Annotated in this window: 18 protein-coding genes and 1 pseudogene; 18 read left to right on the forward strand and 1 reads right to left on the reverse strand. The window is 40.2% G+C overall.

The window, feature by feature from the left end:
• The first annotated feature begins 106 nt into the window (after positions 1–106).
• Genes hypB through hypA form a run of 5 tightly spaced genes read left to right on the forward strand, consistent with a single transcriptional unit; the run spans position 107 to position 3588 of the window.
• Positions 107–919 (forward strand): hydrogenase nickel incorporation protein HypB, encoded by an 813-nt coding sequence (gene hypB / locus CVT18_RS09565; protein WP_103628813.1) that lies wholly within the window; start codon positions 107–109, stop codon positions 917–919.
• Entirely contained in the window at positions 919–1158 is a 240-nt protein-coding gene (locus CVT18_RS09570) for a HypC/HybG/HupF family hydrogenase formation chaperone (protein ID WP_103628812.1), read from the forward strand. The genes hypB and CVT18_RS09570 overlap by 1 nt, the downstream gene beginning before the upstream one ends.
• Positions 1158–2246 carry a hydrogenase formation protein HypD gene (gene hypD / locus CVT18_RS09575; protein WP_103628811.1) on the forward strand — a complete coding sequence of 363 codons (1089 nt, stop codon included), beginning with the start codon at positions 1158–1160 and terminating at the stop codon, positions 2244–2246. The genes CVT18_RS09570 and hypD overlap by 1 nt, the downstream gene beginning before the upstream one ends.
• A gap of 8 nt (positions 2247–2254) precedes the next feature.
• Positions 2255–3247 (forward strand): hydrogenase expression/formation protein HypE, encoded by a 993-nt coding sequence (gene hypE, locus CVT18_RS09580; RefSeq protein ID WP_103628810.1) that lies wholly within the window; start codon positions 2255–2257, stop codon positions 3245–3247.
• Positions 3247–3588: a hydrogenase maturation nickel metallochaperone HypA gene (gene hypA / locus CVT18_RS09585; RefSeq protein WP_103628809.1), complete on the forward strand. Its 342-nt coding sequence runs from the start codon at positions 3247–3249 to the stop codon at positions 3586–3588. Before hypE ends, hypA begins: the two co-directional genes overlap by 1 nt.
• Positions 3589–3832: 244 nt before the next feature.
• On the opposite strand, the gene CVT18_RS09590 is transcribed toward hypA, so the two are convergent.
• Positions 3833–6298: an AsmA-like C-terminal domain-containing protein gene (locus tag CVT18_RS09590; RefSeq protein ID WP_107824505.1), complete on the reverse strand. Its 2466-nt coding sequence runs from the start codon at positions 6296–6298 to the stop codon at positions 3833–3835.
• Positions 6299–6371: 73 nt separating this feature from the next.
• Here CVT18_RS09590 and mltG point away from each other — a divergent pair, with 73 nt between their 5' ends.
• From mltG to CVT18_RS10610, 13 genes and pseudogenes are all read left to right on the forward strand, one after another.
• Entirely contained in the window at positions 6372–7316 is a 945-nt protein-coding gene (mltG, locus tag CVT18_RS09595) for an endolytic transglycosylase MltG (protein WP_107824499.1), read from the forward strand.
• Between the two features lie 63 nt (positions 7317–7379).
• On the forward strand, positions 7380–9554 hold the full coding sequence (locus CVT18_RS09600) for an NADP-dependent isocitrate dehydrogenase (RefSeq protein ID WP_107824500.1): 2175 nt from the start codon (positions 7380–7382) through the stop codon (positions 9552–9554).
• Positions 9555–9557: 3 nt separating this feature from the next.
• Positions 9558–10451, forward strand: a complete 894-nt coding sequence (locus CVT18_RS09605) for a lactate/malate family dehydrogenase (RefSeq protein WP_107824501.1) — start codon at positions 9558–9560, stop codon at positions 10449–10451.
• A gap of 8 nt (positions 10452–10459) precedes the next feature.
• The gene (locus CVT18_RS09610; protein WP_009293870.1) at positions 10460–10771 is read left to right on the forward strand and encodes a 4Fe-4S dicluster domain-containing protein; all 312 of its coding nucleotides are present in this window, start codon (positions 10460–10462) and stop codon (positions 10769–10771) included.
• On the forward strand, positions 10768–11898 hold the full coding sequence (locus CVT18_RS09615; protein ID WP_107824502.1) for a 2-oxoglutarate synthase subunit alpha: 1131 nt from the start codon (positions 10768–10770) through the stop codon (positions 11896–11898). Before CVT18_RS09610 ends, CVT18_RS09615 begins: the two co-directional genes overlap by 4 nt.
• A complete protein-coding gene (locus CVT18_RS09620) occupies positions 11888–12733 on the forward strand; it encodes a 2-oxoglutarate ferredoxin oxidoreductase subunit beta (protein WP_103628607.1) in 846 nt (281 codons plus the stop codon). The genes CVT18_RS09615 and CVT18_RS09620 overlap by 11 nt, the downstream gene beginning before the upstream one ends.
• The gene (locus CVT18_RS09625) at positions 12730–13281 is read left to right on the forward strand and encodes a 2-oxoacid:acceptor oxidoreductase family protein (RefSeq protein WP_103628606.1); all 552 of its coding nucleotides are present in this window, start codon (positions 12730–12732) and stop codon (positions 13279–13281) included. Before CVT18_RS09620 ends, CVT18_RS09625 begins: the two co-directional genes overlap by 4 nt.
• Before the next feature lie 376 nt (positions 13282–13657).
• Positions 13658–14305 carry a Plug domain-containing protein gene (locus tag CVT18_RS10585; protein WP_234410329.1) on the forward strand — a complete coding sequence of 216 codons (648 nt, stop codon included), beginning with the start codon at positions 13658–13660 and terminating at the stop codon, positions 14303–14305.
• A 62-nt stretch (positions 14306–14367) separates the two neighbouring features.
• Positions 14368–14868, forward strand: coding sequence for a hypothetical protein (locus tag CVT18_RS10590; protein WP_234410330.1), 501 nt, complete (start codon positions 14368–14370; stop codon positions 14866–14868).
• Positions 14865–15368, forward strand: coding sequence for an iron chelate uptake ABC transporter family permease subunit (locus CVT18_RS10595; RefSeq protein ID WP_234410331.1), 504 nt, complete (start codon positions 14865–14867; stop codon positions 15366–15368). The genes CVT18_RS10590 and CVT18_RS10595 overlap by 4 nt, the downstream gene beginning before the upstream one ends.
• Positions 15365–16141 (forward strand): annotated as a pseudogene (locus tag CVT18_RS10705) (ABC transporter ATP-binding protein). The gene CVT18_RS10595 and the pseudogene CVT18_RS10705 overlap by 4 nt, the downstream one beginning before the upstream one ends.
• Before the next feature lie 11 nt (positions 16142–16152).
• Positions 16153–16848, forward strand: coding sequence for an ABC transporter substrate-binding protein (locus tag CVT18_RS09645; protein ID WP_234410332.1), 696 nt, complete (start codon positions 16153–16155; stop codon positions 16846–16848).
• The gene (locus CVT18_RS10610; protein WP_234410333.1) at positions 16805–17155 is read left to right on the forward strand and encodes a hypothetical protein; all 351 of its coding nucleotides are present in this window, start codon (positions 16805–16807) and stop codon (positions 17153–17155) included. Before CVT18_RS09645 ends, CVT18_RS10610 begins: the two co-directional genes overlap by 44 nt.
• The last annotated feature ends 239 nt before the right edge of the window (positions 17156–17394 follow it).

A 17394-nucleotide genomic window follows, 5' to 3' on the forward strand; every position in this document is an offset into this window, starting at 1 on the left:
ACAACTTAATTAATTTTGATCTATTTGTAAAAACTCCCAAAAATTTAATTTTATTTTTAAATTTAAGAGTTAAAATCTCCATAAATTAATAAAAAAGGATAAAAAAATGTGCAAAGATTGCGGTTGCTCAATGGGTAATCACGCCCATACCCACACTCATGTTGATGGCACTACCCACTCACATTTTCACACTCACGATGGTCATATCGATCACTCACACGACGCACATGAGCACAGTCACGATGCTCACGCACATCCAGTGCTAAATGAGAGTAAAACTATAGACGTGATAGAGAAAATTCTCTCTGAAAATGATAAAGAAGCTTCTCACAACAGAGCTCATCTTGATGAAAAAAAGATACTTTGCGTAAATTTAATGAGTAGCCCAGGAGCAGGCAAGACAACGCTTCTCGAGGCAACGATAAAGGCTGGTAAGTTTAAAATAGGCGTTGTTGAGGGTGATTTGGAGACAAATCAAGATGCTGATCGCATAGTAAAAGCTGGTGCAAAGGCTCATCAGATAAGCACAGGTCAGACCTGTCACTTGGACGCATTTATGGTGCATGAAGGGCTTCACCATCTGCCGCTGAACGAGCTTGATCTAGTCTTTATAGAAAATGTTGGAAATTTAGTTTGCCCTGCAAGCTACGACGTTGGCTCGCATTTTAACGCTGTGCTTCTTTCAGTGCCAGAGGGCGATGATAAGGTGAGTAAGTACCCAGTGATGTTTAGAGCTGCTGACGTGCTTCTCATCACAAAAGCTTCGCTTGCACCACACTTTGACTTTGACATCGAGCGAGTGAAAAATGACGCTAGAAAGCTAAATCCAAAGGTTGACATCTTTGTGATAGACAGCAAAACTGGTGAGGGCATTGATAAGTGGATAAGTTATTTGGAATTTAAAAAAGAGCTAAGATAATGTGCCTCTCAATCCCTTCAAAAGTAATAGAAATAGATGAAAACAACGTCGCCACCGTTGAGACTCTGGGCGTTACTAGAAAGGTAAGCCTTGATCTCATCTCTGAAGAGGTAAAAGTTGGCGAATACGTGCTAATTCACGTTGGATACGCTATGCAAAAGATTGATACAAATTTTGCACTTGAAAGTCTTGAAGTCTATCGACAGATCGCTGATGATATGAACGATGGGAAAATTTGATGGATCTTATAAATGATTTTCGCGATAAGGAGCTGATCTTAGCCCTTTCAAAACTCATACAAAAAGAGAGCACAAAACCCCTAAATATCATGGAAATTTGCGGCGGCCACACGCATAGCATTATGAAATTTGCACTGCCAAGTTTAGTTGGAGAGCATATAAATTTCGTCCATGGCCCAGGCTGTCCGGTCTGCGTGATGCCAAAGAGCCGCATAGACGAGGCCTGTAAGCTTGCTAGCATGCCAGGAGTGATCTTTTGCACGTTAGCTGACATGCTAAGAGTGCCTGGCTCAAAGACAAGCTTGCAAAAACTTCGCGGCGAGGGGCACGACATAAGGGCACTTTACACGCCACTTGATGCGCTAAATATAGCTAAGCAAAATCCAGACAAAAAGGTCATATTTTTTGCGATCGGATTTGAGACAACGACGCCAATGAGCGCAAATTTGGTTGAAAAAGTGGTGCAAGAGGACATTAAAAATTTATATTTTCATATAAATCACGTAACCGTCCCAGCTCCAGTTAGAGCGATAATGAGCGATGAAAACGTGAAGATAGACGCATTTTTAGGCCCAAGTCACGTGAGCGTCATCACTGGCAGTAAAATTTACAAAGAGCTAGCAGATGAGTTTAAAAGACCGATTGCCATTAGCGGTTTTGAGCCGCTTGACATCATGGCAAGTGTCTTAAATTTAGTCCGTCAGCAAAATGCAGGCACATATGAGGTCTATAACGAGTACGCAAGAGCGGTCAAAGAAGAGGGCAATGTTAAGGCAAAAGAGCTCATAGCTAAATACTTTGAGCCGTGTGACTTTGTCTGGAGAGGCCTTGGCGAGATAGCGCAAAGCGGCATGAAGCTAAAAGACGAGTTTGCCTATCTTGACGCTAGAGTGCAGTTTGACTGCAATGTAGAGAGTGCTGGCGAGAGCAAGGCTTGCATTTGTGGGCAAATTTTAAGAGGGCTGGCAAAGCCAACAGAGTGTAAAGTCTTTGGCAAAGTTTGCAACCCACAAAATCCGATAGGATCGTGCATGGTCTCAAGCGAGGGCGCTTGTGCGGCGTATTTTAAATACGCAAGAGTTGGTTAAGGAATTTAATGAAAAAGATAATGCTAAGCCACGGCGGCGGCGGCGAGGAAATGAACTCGCTTATAAATGAGACGATATTTAAAATTTTTGATAACGAAATTTTAAGGCAGAGCAACGACTCGGCGATACTAAATTTAAACGGCAAGATCGCATTTAGCTCAGATAGCTTTGTGGTAACTCCCATTTTTTTTAATGGTGGCGACATCGGCAAGATCGCAGCTTGTGGCACGATAAACGACTTAGCGATGGTTGGAGCAAGTGCAAAATACCTAAGCTGCTCGCTCATCATAGAAGAGGGGCTTAGTATAGAAGAGCTCGAGCGTGTGCTAAGCTCGCTTGCAAAAACTTGCAAAGAAAGCGGCGTAAGCGTCGTTTGTGGTGATACAAAGGTCGTGCCAAAGGGCAAATGTGACAAAATTTTTATAAACACAGCAGGCATTGGCGAGATAGTTTGCGAAGGCGTGGAGCTTAAAAATTTAAAGGCAGGGGCTAAAATTTTAATCTCTGGAGATGTTGGCAGACACGGCGGCGTGGTGCTTGCAGCAAGAGAGGAATTTGAGCTTGGGCTCGATCTAAAGAGTGACTGCAAGAGCCTAAAAGAGGTTGTTTTAAAGCTATTTAGTGCTGGCATAAAACCGCAGTGTATGCGTGATGCGACCAGGGGCGGACTAAGTGCAGTGCTAAATGAGTGGGCTAAATTTAGTAAATTTGACATCTTAGTTTTTGAAGAAAATATCAAGGTGGCTGACGAAGTGATGGGCGTTTGCGAGCTCTTTGGTTTTGAGCCTTATGAGCTTGCAAATGAGGGCACTTTTGTAATGGCTGTTGATGAGAGCGAGGCCAAGGACGCGCTAGAAATTTTAAGAGAATTTGATCAAAATGCGATGATAATAGGCGAGGTTTTGGAGGCTAAAAACGAGCGTGTCATCATCGAAAACGCCTATAAATCAAGAAGATTTCTCGAGCCGCCAAAGGGCGAGCTACTACCAAGGATCTGCTAATGCACGAGCTTAGCATCGTTCAAAATTTAGTTAGTCTTTGTGAAAAAAACGCAGCCAAAGAAAACGCCAAAGAGATAAGCAAGATCGAGATAAAGGTTGGCCGTTTAAGCGGCGTCGAGCCTCATTATTTGCAGAATGCCTTTGATGTTTATAAGGCTGGCACGATCTGCGAAAATGCTGAGCTTGTGATAAATTTACAAGGCATTGTGATCGAGTGTTTGGATTGCGGATTTGGTGGGGAGCTTAGCGAAAATGACTTTACCTGTCCAAAGTGCAAAAGCCAAAATTTAAAGGTGACTGACGGCGAAGATATGTATCTGATGCGCCTTGAGATGAAGTAAATTTTACATATTTTTATATGTAAAATTTTATGTTTTTATCAAAATATTTTAATGGTTATAGTATTAAAAAATAGCTATCAAGGTCTTGATCTTTAGCTTTTAATATCTTTTGACTAGTAAAATTTAAGCATTACGCACTTTACGAACCTAGGTTAGTATAGATAATCAAAAATGAGCGCCCACTCTTGGCTTTAGAAGCAGCCAATAATTTTTCTATAATTTCTCTGTGCTTTGCAGATTTAAACTACTCAAATATCAAAAACGGAGCCTGAATCACGTTTCTTATTATCTTTAGTGGTGAGAGTAGGGCGTCTTGCAGGATCTGCGTCGAGTACTCAGGCTTATCGGTAGTGCCTCGTATGGCGATAACGGTTGAGAGTGAGCGGTCCTTGCCAAGGATTATTTGATTTACTAGTGGAATTTTATCAATGATACTGCTAGCGTCTTTTAGTAGCTTTAGCTCAAGGTCGATGTTTATCTTTTTACTCTTTAGGTCAATGGTGCCACGCCCGCCGATATCAGCACTTGTACCTATCATTTCAATCGCTAAAAATTCGATCATATCGCCATTTCTAGTGAGTAAGATTTTACCATTTTTAACAGTAAAGCCCTTGTCATTAAAGTCGGGCGTTTTAAAGCTAAGAAGCGATGGAACCGAGTTTAAAAAGCTAAGTAGTCTTTGATAAAAGATATAATCTTTTAAAAAAGTATCAAAAAATCTCACCTCTGCCTTGAAATTCTTAGAGTTTTCTCCAAGTAGTTTCAGGCGAAATTTACCACCTTCAAAGCTCTTGATGCCAAAAAGGTCGTTGATAAATTCTCCGCTTATGTCGGTTGCGTCTAAATTTATACTCTTTTCATCATTAAAATAGCCAACTCTTCCTTGCTGCGCCAGCCCATTTAGCGAGGTGCTTTTGCCCTTTTTCTCGGCGCTAAAGCTATTAAATGGCAGTGTTTTGTTTAAATCTTTTAAAATAATATCACCGTTTCTTGCCAAGAGCTCAAGCGGCGTGCTTTGCTCGCTGGTTTTGTTATCATCAAGCACTAGCAAATTTAGATCTTTAGTTTTTACGTTTATGGTTTTTTCTTTTATGTCTAGGCTTAGCTTTTTACTTGCGCTATCTACCTTCACACCAGCTTTTGAGACTAAAATTTTAAGATCGTCATTTTCATACTTTGAGCCATTTTTATCTAAAAACGGCAAATCAAAGTTTGCTCCTTTGGCAAAAATTTCAAGATCAGTAAAATCCTTACTTTTTATGCTAAGCTCATCAAAACTACGCACCCCATTTTCCTTTAAAACAGGCGAGCTCTCTATGAAAAATTTACTATTTTTTGTTGATATTTTACTTTCACTGCCAAAGCTCATATCAAGCCCAAATGGCTCTATCTTAAGCAAAGTTTCATCAGCCTTGCTAAAGTCTAAAAATGCGCTAAATGGCTCATTTTTAAAGACTAAAATTTCATCATTTTTCTCTTTTAGATCAAAGCTTTCTATTGTGCCTTTTATCTCGCCAGTACTTTTTTGTAAATTTATATAAGCCTTGGCATTTGCTTTAAAAAACTCAAGTCCAAAGCCAGTAGCATCGATGCTTAAATTTGTCGTATTTATGAGCTTTACAAGGGCGCCTTTAGTGTTAAATTTACTTCCAGCAATCTCCAAAACCGCGTCACTTAGCTTAAATTCTCCATTTGCAATGACGCTTTTTTCATCAAAATTTTCTAAGCTTTTCTCATCAAGCTTTATCAAAATTTTTAAGCTAGCATCCATTTTTCCGCTAAGCTGCCTTACTGGCACGATGATCTTATAGGCTTTTAATATCTCATTTATTGCTTCATCATAGATCGATTTTGTCTTTATAAAAAGCTCTAAATTTGCGCTTTTCTCATCAAAGATATTGTTTATCGCAACGCTTGAGCCATCAAGCTTTTTGCCCTTGTAAATAGGCGAAATAAGATCAAATTTAAGCTTTGAGTTTTTAAGCGTAATATTTGCCTCACCTACATTTACGGCTGGCAAGCCTTTTTCAAATTTAACGAGCAAATTTTTAGTATTTGCGGTGGCATTTAGATCATTTAGATAAAAGTTATTTTTGGCTAGATCAGCCTTGCCATTTATCTCTTTTAACTCGTAATCATCAGCAACGATGTATCCATATATCCAGCTTTTAACTTCACTATTTAGCTCTATGCGTCTGTCAAGCTCGTCAATGAAGTTTTTAATGCTTCCAGCCTCGACATCGTAAGCTTTGTAGGTTAAAAATGTATCTTTTAGGGCAAAATTTAGCTTACCGTGCAGCTCATGAGAGGTGAAATTTCCCTCAAATTTATAGTCATTTTTATCAAAATCCGCACTTCCTTCGCCGCTAATGCTGACGTTAAAATCCTTAAAGCTTAAATTTCTAACGCTAAAAAGATCTATTCCATCTTGCTGTTCGTTTTGGAATTTAATATCCACATTTAAATAAGGGCTATCAACAAAAAATATATCATCTAAAAATAGAATTTTTAGTTTAAAATCATCTCCTATTTGCACATTTTCAAGTGAAATTTCTTGAAAAATCGTATCTATAAAATCTACGCTTTTACTAAGATTTAAAAGGCGCTCATCGCTGCTTTTTTGCTTGCTCTCTTTCTTAAAATTTGGGAGCTTTATCTGCTTTGCTCTTGCAATTATTTTTTTATCTAATTTTATATATAATTGCTCCAATTTTACGCCGTAAAACTCGAAATCGTTAATTTTTATGCCGTATTTTAAAAGTAAGATAAATGAAAGAATCAAGATGATAAAAAATTTTATGAAAAAGCCATATTTAGACATTTTTTTTGATATTGTAGCCATCATTTTCCTAAGTATTTTTGTCTATTTGGCACGCCCTATAAACACAAGCAAGGTCGTTTTTATACCAAAGGGAAGTGTGGGCGAGATTATATCTTATTTAGCTAATCGCAACTTTAACTTAAGCGTGATAGACAAATACGCCATACTTTTTATCGGCTCTCCACAATCTGGCTGGATAGAGATCGGTCAAGATAAAATTTCAAGGGTTGATTTTTTAAAAAAACTTGCAAAATCAAAAGCGGCTTTAACCGAGATAACGCTAATACCAGGCGAAACGACTATTGTTTTTTTAAACCAGATCGCCACCCAGCTAGGACTTGATCCAGTTAAGCTAAATAGCGAATATAACGCTCTTGCTCCAGTGAGTGATGGCTTTTTAATGCCAAATACTTATAAAATTCCAATAGGCATCAGCGAAAGACATCTGGCCTATTACCTTGTAAATTCATCCAAAAAGGCGCAAAGCGAGATCAGCAGGAAAATTTTTGGCGAGTACAACGAGAAAAAGTGGTTTAAAATTCTAACCATCGCCTCTATCATCCAAAAAGAGGCCGCTAACGACGCTGAGATGCCTCTTGTTGCCTCAGTCATCTACAACCGCCTAGATAAGGGCATGAGACTGCAGATGGACGGCACGCTAAATTATGGTATCTACTCGCACGATGTGATCACAGCTGAGCGCATAAGAAGCGACATGAGCGAGTTTAATACCTATCTAAACGACGGCATCCCACCAAGCCCAGTCTGCTCGGTCTCAATAAGTGCGATAAAAGCGGCGATAAACCCTGCAAAGAGCGATTATTTATACTTTGTGCTTGATAAAAAGGCAAAAAAGCACATTTTTTCAAAAACCTTAAGCGAGCACAATCAAAATATCGCAAAATAGGGCTAAAATACAACTAGCTTTAATAAAAAACGTGATAAATTTCAAAAAATCAAAAGGGCTAAAATGAGTGACATTATCTGGACTAAAACCGACGAAGCACCGCTTTTTGCAAGCTACTCTCTCTTTCCTATCGTTAAGAGCTTTTTATCCCGCGCTGGCATTAGTATAACTAGGGCTGATATCAGCTTGGCTGGACGAATTTTATCTCTTTTTAGCAAAGAGCTTGGGCTAAACAAGGCTGATGAACTAGAGCTTTTGGGTGAGCTAACCGCACACAAAGAGGCAAATATCATAAAACTGCCAAACATCTCAGCCACGCTCGTTCAGCTAAAAGCGGCTATTGAGGAGCTAAGAAGCAAGGGGATAAATGTGCCGTTTTACCCAGACGAGATCATCACAGACTACGACGAAGAGACCGCTAAAAAATATGCAAAAGTGCTTGGTAGTGCTGTTAATCCAGTGCTAAGACAAGGAAACTCAGATAGAAGAGTCTTACCTCCGGTTAAAGAATTTGCCAAAAAGCATCCACATAGTAATGGCAACTGGGACAAGGCAAATAAAACTAAAATTTGCTACATGCAAAAGGGCGATTTTTATGAAAATGAGCGCTCAATCATCGCTAGCAAAGATGAAAAATTTTATATAAATTTTATAAGCTTGGAGGGTAAAAAAGAGCTTTTAAAAGAGCTTGCTGTTCAAAGTGGCGAGATCGTATATGCAACGTTTTTAAGCGTAGATGAGCTAGATAAATTTTATGAAAGCTGCTTTGATGAGGCAGAAAAAGAGAATTTGACCTTGAGCTTACATCTAAAATGCACGATGATGAAGGTTAGCGACCCTGTCATCTTTGCGCATGCGATAAAGAGCTATTTTAAAGAGGTTTTTGAGCTATTTGGTGAGGATTTTAAAACTCACGGCGTTGAGGCAAAAAACGGCTTAAAAGATATGTTTTCTAAAATTTCAACTCTTAAAAACAAAGATGAAATTTTGGCTAAATTTGATGAAATTTTGAGCAAAAAAGCAAAAATTTGGGCACTCAATGAAAATGCCAGCAACTTTGACGTGCCAAATGACGTTATCATCGACGCCTCCGTGCCTGCGCTCATTAGAAACTCTGGCAAGGTAAAAGATAAGGACGGCGAGCTAAATTTCTCTCTTTGTATGATCCCAGATAGAACCTACGCTAGGGTTTATGAGGCCTGCGTGGCGGACTTTAAGGAGCATGGCGCGCTTGATGTGAGCAACATTGGCAGCGTAGCAAACGTGGGGCTTATGGCTAAAAAGGCCGAGGAGTATGGCAGCCACGATAAGACTTTCATCGCAAAAGAGGACGGAGAATTTGTTGTTTGTAACGAAGCTGGCGAGAGCGTCTTTAAATTTAATGTTAAAAAAGGCGACATTTTTAGGATGACGCAGGCTAAAGATGACGCGATAAATGCGTGGTTTGAGCTTGCTTTAAAAAGAGGCGAAATTTCAAAAGATGAGCTTATATTTTGGCTAGATAGCAGCCGCGCTCATGATAGAAATTTGATAGCTAAATTTGAAAAATTTAGAGATAAATTTACTAGTGCTGGCGTGAAATTTGAAATTTTAAACTACGAGCAAGCAACTATAAGATCGCTTGAAGCAATAAGAGCTGGCAAAGACGTTATAGGCGTCACTGGCAACGTTTTAAGAGACTATCTAACCGATCTTTTCCCGATATTTGAACTAGGTGGCAGCTCAAAAATGCTCTCAGTCGTGCCACTACTTGCTGGTGGAGCGATGTTTGAGACGGGTGCTGGCGGAACGGCTCCGACGCTTGTAAAAGAGCTAAAAGAGAGAAATCACCTGCTTTGGGATAGCTTAGGCGAGTTTTTGGCGCTTAGTGCTTCGCTTGAACATCTAGCGTTTTTTAGGCAAAAAAAAGAGGCAAAAGAGCTAAGCGATGCGCTAAATAGAGCTGTTGCTAGCTATCTAGATGAAAACAAAACGCCAAATGCCACTCTTGATACCAGAGAGTCACACTTTTATCTAGCGCTATTTTGGGCGAGAGAGATGGCAAAAAGTGGCGGGATTTTAAGCAAAATCTTTGAAAATTTAGCAGGGGAGCTAGAGAAAAATGAGAGCGAAATTCTAAAGCAGATCAGAGAAAAAGATGGTGCAAGCGTGGAATTTGGCGGATACTACCTGCTAGATGAGGCAAGAGCTAATGAGGTCATGAGACCAAGTAAAATTTTAAATCAAATAATAGGATAAGAGATGAAAATAAGTGTAGTTGGAGCTGGAAACGTCGGTGCTAGCATAGCTTATGCACTTTGTATGAGAGAGCTTTGCGATGAGATCGCGCTTGTAGATATATTTGGCGATGTGGCGCGCGCAAAAGCGATCGATCTAGCGCAGTCAAGCTGCGTCTTTAACGCAAAAACTAGCGTTTGTGGTGGCGATGATTTTGTGTTAATTGAAGGCAGTGACATCGTCATAGTTACAGCTGGAAGCCCAAGAAAAGAGGGTCAAACTAGAGAAGATCTGCTACTTAAAAATGCCGTTGTCGTAAAGCAAACAGCGCAAAAGATAGCTGAATTTGCCAAAAACGCAGTGATAATAGTCGTCACAAATCCGCTTGATGTGATGGTCTGGACGGCTCATAAATTTAGTGGTTTTAGCAAAAACAAAGTGATCGGCATGGCTGGCGAGCTTGATAGCGCAAGGTGCAGATATGAGCTAGCGCTTTTAAAAGATAAGGACGCTAGCAAGCTAAGAGCAAAGATCGTCGGCGCTCACAATGACGAGATGATCGTATCAGCTAGCAATATAAGCGAAAAATTAAATGAAAATGAGCTAAAAGCGCTCAAAAAAGAGACAAGCACCGGTGGCGCAAAGATAGTTAAGCTCCTTGGCACTTCGGCTTATTACGCACCAGCGGCTGCAGCTGTGAAGATGTGCGAGATGATCGTTGGCAAGGGCGATGAGATAATAAGCGCTAGCGTGCTAATAGATGATGAGCTAAGTTGCGGCAGGCTAGTAAGGCTCGGACGTGATGGCTTGAAAGAAATTTTAGAGCTAAATTTAAACGAAAACGAGCAAGAGCAACTAAGCAAAAGCGAAGCTGAGATCAGAAAAAACATTAAATTTTTAAAAGAAAATTTGGAATAGGAATATAGATGATAGTAAAAGAAAATGTGCCCGTTTGGGTCGATGAGAGCAGGTGTAAGGCCTGTGATGTCTGTGTGAGCTACTGCCCAGCAGGCGTGCTAGGTATGAGGCTTGAGCCAAAGGCGGTGCTTGGCAAGATGATAGAGGTGGTCTATGCTGACTCATGCATAGGATGCCGTGACTGCGAGCTTCACTGTCCTGATTTTGCCATTTATGTGGCTGATAAAGGTTTTAAATTTGCAAAGCTAACGCCTGAGAGCAAAGAGCGAGCTGCGGCCGTAAAGGCAAATAAATTTGCAAAACTTGGAGAGAGCGCATGAGAGAGGTAGTATCAACTGGCAATGCCCTAGTAGCAAGGGCTGCAGTCGAGTGTGGCTGTAACTTCTTTGGCGGATATCCTATCACTCCAAGCAGTGAGATCGCCCACGAGTTAAGCGTGCTTTTGCCAAAACATGGCGGCACATTTATACAGATGGAAGATGAGATAGCTGGCATTTCCGTAGCACTTGGTGCAAGTGCGAGCGGTGCTAAAGCGATGACTGCAAGTTCTGGTCCTGGAATTTCACTAAAGGCTGAGCAAATAGGCCTTGGCTTTATCGCAGAGATACCGCTTGTCATCGTAAATGTTATGCGCGGTGGCCCTTCAACTGGTCTGCCTACCCGCGTCGCACAAGGCGATATCTTGCAGGCTAAAAACCCAACTCACGGCGATGTAAATATGATAGTTTTGGCCCCTAGTAGCCTAGAGGAGTGCTATACGCAGACGGTTCGCGCCTTTAACCTCGCAGCTAGGTTTATGACACCAGTTATGCTGCTACTTGATGAGACGATAGGTCACATGCAAGCAAGGGTTAGTTTGCCTGAGATCAGCGAGCTAGAAATTTATAAAAGAAGAGAATTTAGCGGCGAGCCAAAAGAGTATAAACCATACGAGGCCGCACCAGACGCGCCAGCCACGCTAAATCCTTTCTTTAAAGGCTATCACTACCATATAACTGGGCTTCATCACGGCGCTACTGGCTTTCCAACAGAAGATGGCAAGATCGTTGAATACTCAATGAATAGGCTGTTTAATAAGATAAATTTACACACTGTTGAGTGCGAGAAATTTGAAGAGTTTATGCTAAATGATGCTGAAATTTGCATCATCGCCTTTGGTAGCGTGGCGCTTTCGGCTAAGCAAGCGATATTAAATTTACGTGAAAAAGGGCTAAAAGTAGGGCTGTTTAAGCCACTCACACTTTTCCCAGCTCCAGCTAAAAAGCTAAAAGAGATATCAGATAAATTTAAGAAAATTTTAGTCTGCGAGCTAAATTTAGGTCAATATAGTGGCGAAATTTCAAAGATCATCTTAAGAGATGACTTTGCAAAACTGCTAAAAGCAAACGGCAGACCGATAAGCCCAAGCGAGATCGAGGCGAAGATAGGAGAAATTTATGGCTTTTAATTACGATAAATATTTACGAACAGATAAAATGCCTACTCTTTGGTGCTGGGGCTGTGGCGACGGCGTCATACTAAAGGCACTCATCCGTGCTATCGACACCATGGGCTGGGACATGAACGACGTTTGCGTGGTCTCAGGCATAGGCTGCTCTGGGCGCTTTAGCGGATATCTTGACTGCAACACCATCCACACAACTCACGGCAGAGCTGTAGCATATGCTACTGGCGTAAAGATGGCAAACCCAGACAAGCACGTCATAGTTGTAACTGGCGACGGCGACGGACTAGCGATCGGAGGCAACCACACGATACACGGATGTCGCCGAAATGTCGGGCTAAATCACATCTTAATCAACAACTTCATCTACGCGCTAACCAACTCGCAAACCAGCCCAACCACGCCAAAAGGCATGTGGACGGTCACAGCGCAGTATGGTAACATCGATCCTAGCTTTGACGCCTGTAAGCTCGCAACCGCTGCAGGTGCTAGCTTTGTAGCGCGTGGCAGCGTCATCGAACCAGAGAAGCTTACAAAGCTCTTTGTAGAGGGCTTTAGTCACGATGGATACAGCTTTTTTGACGTATTTTCAAACTGCCACATAAATTTAGGACGCAAGAACAAAATGGGCGAGGCAGTGAAAAATTTAGAGTGGATAAAGGGTCGCACGACGAGCAAGGTTAAATTTGACATGCTAAGCGACGAGGAGAAAGAGGGTATTTTCCCACTTGGTGTGCTGCACAAAGATGAAAAGAAGATAGAGTACACCAAGGCTTACGACATGGTAAGAAAGGCTGCAATGAGCGGTGAGGCGATCGATTTTAAGGAGCTAGCATGAAGTCACAGCTAAGATTTGTCGGCGTTGGTGGACAGGGCGTCATACTAGCAGGCGAGATCCTCTCAGCTGCCAAAATAAAGGCAGGCGGATACGGCGTCAAGGCTTCTACATACACATCTCAGGTACGTGGCGGCCCAACGAAGGTTGATATCATCCTTGATGAGAAGGAAATTTTATACCCTTATGCAAACGAGGGCGAGATAGAATTTATGCTAGCAACTGCACAGATAAGCTACGATGCCTTTAAAAGCGGCGTAAAAGAGGGCAGCGCGATCGTTGTTGAGCCAAATTTGGTAAAGGTGAGCGATGAAGACAAAAAGCGCTGGAAAATTTATGAAATTCCTATCATCTCTATCGCAAAAGACGAGGTCGGAAACGTCATCACTCAAAGTGTCGTGGCTCTTGGTGTGGCTGTGGCGATGAGTGGGTGTATGGATGAAAATTTGGTGCGTGAAGAGATGCTAGCAAGCGTGCCTGAAAAGGTTAAAGAGGCAAATGCCAAAGCTTACGAGCTAGGGCTAAAATACGCAAAAGAGCTTTTAAAATAAATTTTGGCTAATTTTTAGCCAAAATTTCTACTATAAATAAAAAATCAGCATTTATTATATTTTTATCAATTATTACTTTTCTTAAAATTTAAAGTATTACTTGTCGATATAAAAGATTATATTTATAGTATCTATTTATCTTATCAAAGCTATGAATTTTTTTAAAAATCGTTCTAATAATGCCTTATTCTAGCTTTCTTAAATAAAATATATTTTTAAATATTTAATAAATTAATAAATTATATTTAAGATTTGTTTTAGTAATATTTCAGACATAAAAATTTCGTAAAAGGAGTAAAAGTTGAGTTACAAAATCTCAGTTGCAACATGTGCTGCACTTTTGATGTGCAGTGGTTTTTAAAGTCAAGTTTTTGCTGTGCAAACGACAAAGCTTGAGGGTGTTGAAGTAAATTCAGTCGGTGATAACATCAGCGAAAGCGGTATCGATGAGGGAATTTTAAGCAAAAGAGTCGCCGCCGGTCCTTTGGCTGATAAAAAAGTTATAGATATGCCTTATCAAGTAAATATGATCTCAAAAGAGATTCTTGATAATCAAGGCGTTCAAGGTTTTGAAGATGCAGTTAGATACTTTCCTTCAGCACAAATTCAATATCGCGGCGGTGGCGATGTTGGTTGCCCACAAACTCGTGGCTTTCAAGGCTCAGTCGTAGGTAACGTCCTTTGTGATGGCTTTTATGCTTCATCAACCACAGCTATACCTATGGCGATGTTTGAGAGTTTGCAAATCCAAAACGGACTTGCTGGCTCGCTTTATGGTGGTGTTACACCTTCTGGATATTTCCTTTATTCTCGCAAGCGCCCAGTCCCACTTCAAAACGTTATCTGGACTGATTACAGCTCAAGGTCAAATTTAGGCGTAGGTCTTGATACTTCAAACAAATTTGAAAAAGTTGGATATAGAGGCGTCTTTTACTACTCAGGCGGTGAAAAAAATGCCAAAGATAGTAAAATTTCTCGTCGTCTAGCCTCACTTGGACTTGATTTTACCTTACAGAGAATTTAACACTTGAGACAAACTTTAACCACTATGAGCATAAAAACTCAGGTATGCCAGGTGGATTTAGCATGCCATTAACAAATGGAGTAGCAAATTTTGACGTACCAAGCCCTGTAAAAGATACTAAAAGAGGACTTGAGCAGTCTTTTGGTGATAATCACCTTAAAACAACAACAGCTAGTGTAAAACTAAAATACGCTCCAACAGAGAACTGGTACTTTGAAGGCGGCTATCAGTGGCAAAAGGCTATCAGAGATATGTATGGCACCGATGGAAAATTCTTAAATCAAAATGGAGATTATAAAGTTACTAAGAGTGGTGGCAGTGGTGCATCTGGCAGATTTGATGTAGATAGCTGGTTCTTAAAAGGTTTGACAAATTTCGAAACAGGTCCTTTATCGCATAATTTTGCCATAGCTACAAATGGATATCGCTGGACTATTTATAGTGCTAGAAATAGAGGTGAAGAAAGAGTACTTGGTAACTCGAATTTATATCATCCAGTAATATTTAATAATCCACATGTAAAAAAAGAAGTGGTAGATATAAAAGTAGTAGTAGTGATATGAAAAATATTTCTGTTGTTGATGACATTAAATTTAATGACTACTTTAGCACGATCTTATCAGTTTCAAGAAGCTGGTTTACAAGCTATAAGCTACATCCATCTAAAGAGAAAAACTATGATAAAAGTGGCTTTAACTACGGTGTAAGCCTTGTTTATAAACCAGTTGAAAATGTAAGTCTTTATACTACTTATAATGTAAAATTTTACAACATCATAATCATCATCGCTTCAACGCTTCTAACCGCCACTTGCGTCTCATTTTGCGGTATCGTGGGCTGGGTGGGGCTTATCATACCTCACATCATGCGCTTTGTCGTGGGAGTAAATTTCATCACACTCTTTCCAGCTTCACTGCTTGGCGGAGGGCTATTTTTGCTGATAGTTGATACCTCTTCACGCAGTCTAATGGCAAGCGAGATCCCACTTGGCGTCATCACTTCGCTAGTTGGCGCGCCTCTTTTTGTCTATCTGCTCTATAAGAGCAAAAAGGGTTTTGCGTGAAATTTGAGATAAAAAATTTAAGCTGTGGCTACGATAAAAATGTCGTTATCGAAAATTTCAATGCAAATTTACAAGATGGCGACATCTTTTGCCTGCTTGGTAGCAATGGTGTTGGCAAAACAACGACGTTTAAGACGATACTTGGCTTTTTAAAGCCACTTGGGGGAGAAATTTTAATAGACGGCAAAGACGCGCTAAAGATGAGCTAGAAAGAGCGAGCAAGCTTTATAAGCTACGTCCCACAAGCTCATACACCGCCATTTGCCTTTAGCGTTTTTGACGTGGTGATGATGAGTGCAAATGCAAGGCTTGGCATATTTGAACGCCCTAGCAAAGAGGATGAGAAGATAGCGCTAGATGCGTTAAAGACGCTAAATTTAGAGAGTTTTAAAGATAAAATTTACACCGATCTAAGTGGTGGCGAGCGGCAAATGGTGCTGATAGCTAGGGCATTAGCGCAATGCTCAAAGGTTATGCTACTTGACGAGCCAACGGCAAATTTAGACTTTGGTAATCAAATGCGAGTTTTAAAAGAGATAAAAAAGCTCGCAAAGCAAGGCTACATCATTATCCTCACCTCGCATCAGCCAGAGCAGGTCTTTTATCTAAATGCAAAGGTTGCGATGCTTGGGCGTGATAAAAACTACATCTACGGCGAGGCTAGCGAGGTGATGAATGGCGAAAATTTAAAGAAAATTTACGGCGTAGATATACGAGTGGTGAAAAATATCATCGATGAGTGCGAGCATTACTCTTGCGTGATGGTGGATTGAAAGGAGAATATATGTTTAAGAAAATTTTGCTTTTGGCTTTTTTGCTTGTTAGTTTGCAAGCAAGAGTGGTGCTTGATAGCGACGATAAAAAGGTAGAAGTGCCTGATGTGATCGAGCGTGCGACACCTTTGATAGGGGCTTTTGTGCAAGTCTCTGCGATGCTTGGTAACGAGGATCATATAATTAGCGGTGCGCCAAAACTGCCTGCGCTCATGTCAAAAATTTTTCCAAAAATAAAGAGCAACGATAACAAAAGTGGCATGCTAAGTAGCAGCGTCGAGACTATCATCGCGTCAAAAACGCAAGTTGTTTTTGGGCCAGTTGGTATGATGTTTGATGAAAATAGCAAGGCTCAGCTTGAGAGCGCTGGCATCGCAGTTGTGAAGATAGATAAATTTCAAAGCATCAAAGAGATACAAGATAGCTTTAACAAGATCGCTGAAATTTGGAGCGAAAAGAGCGTAAAAAGAGCGCGTGAGTTTAATGACTATTTTAACGAGAACATAAAATTTGTAAGCCAAAAAACAGCAAATTTAACGCCAAAAAAGAGAGTCTTGGTGCTTAACTATAGTTCTGGAAACTTTAACACCATCAGCTCAAAAGATATCGGCGCAGAGTATATTAGCGTGGCTGGCGGTATAAATTTAAGCTCAGAGCTAAGCGATGGAGATTTTAAAATTTCACGAAGAGCAAGTCATCATCTTTAACCCAGACATCATCATCACAAATTCACAAAAAAGTGCCGATGCTATCGCTAAAAACGCATCATTTGCCAAGCTAAAAGCTGTGCAAAATGGGCAAATTTTTGTAGTGCCAAGTGGCGTTTATCTTTGGAGTGTAAGAAGTGCTGAAGGTGCGCTTTATCCGCTTTGGCTGGCTAAGACATTTTATCCAGAGCAGTTTAGCGATCTAAATTTAGAGCAAAAAACAAAAGAGTTTTACGAGAGATTTTATAACTACAAGCTAAGCGATAGTGAGTTAAAAGAAATTTTGCACCCAAGTGGTGAATTTTGATAATAGGACAAAAATAATGTTATTTATTATACTTAATATATTTATTTAAGTATAAAAGTAAATTTATCTTTTTTAATATCCTAAAAAAGAGCTTTTAAAGCTTAAAAACTCAAAAATAAAAATAAACTTCAAATTGGTAGAAATTTTTATATATCTTATAAAATTTCTATCGTTAAATTTATATAAACTACCTTGAAAAGCCCATTTTGTCTTTTTTGATTTTAATATCAGCTCTCATT

Source organism: Campylobacter concisus, assembly GCF_003048405.1.
In the GTDB taxonomy this organism is placed as follows: domain Bacteria; phylum Campylobacterota; class Campylobacteria; order Campylobacterales; family Campylobacteraceae; genus Campylobacter_A; species Campylobacter_A concisus_Q.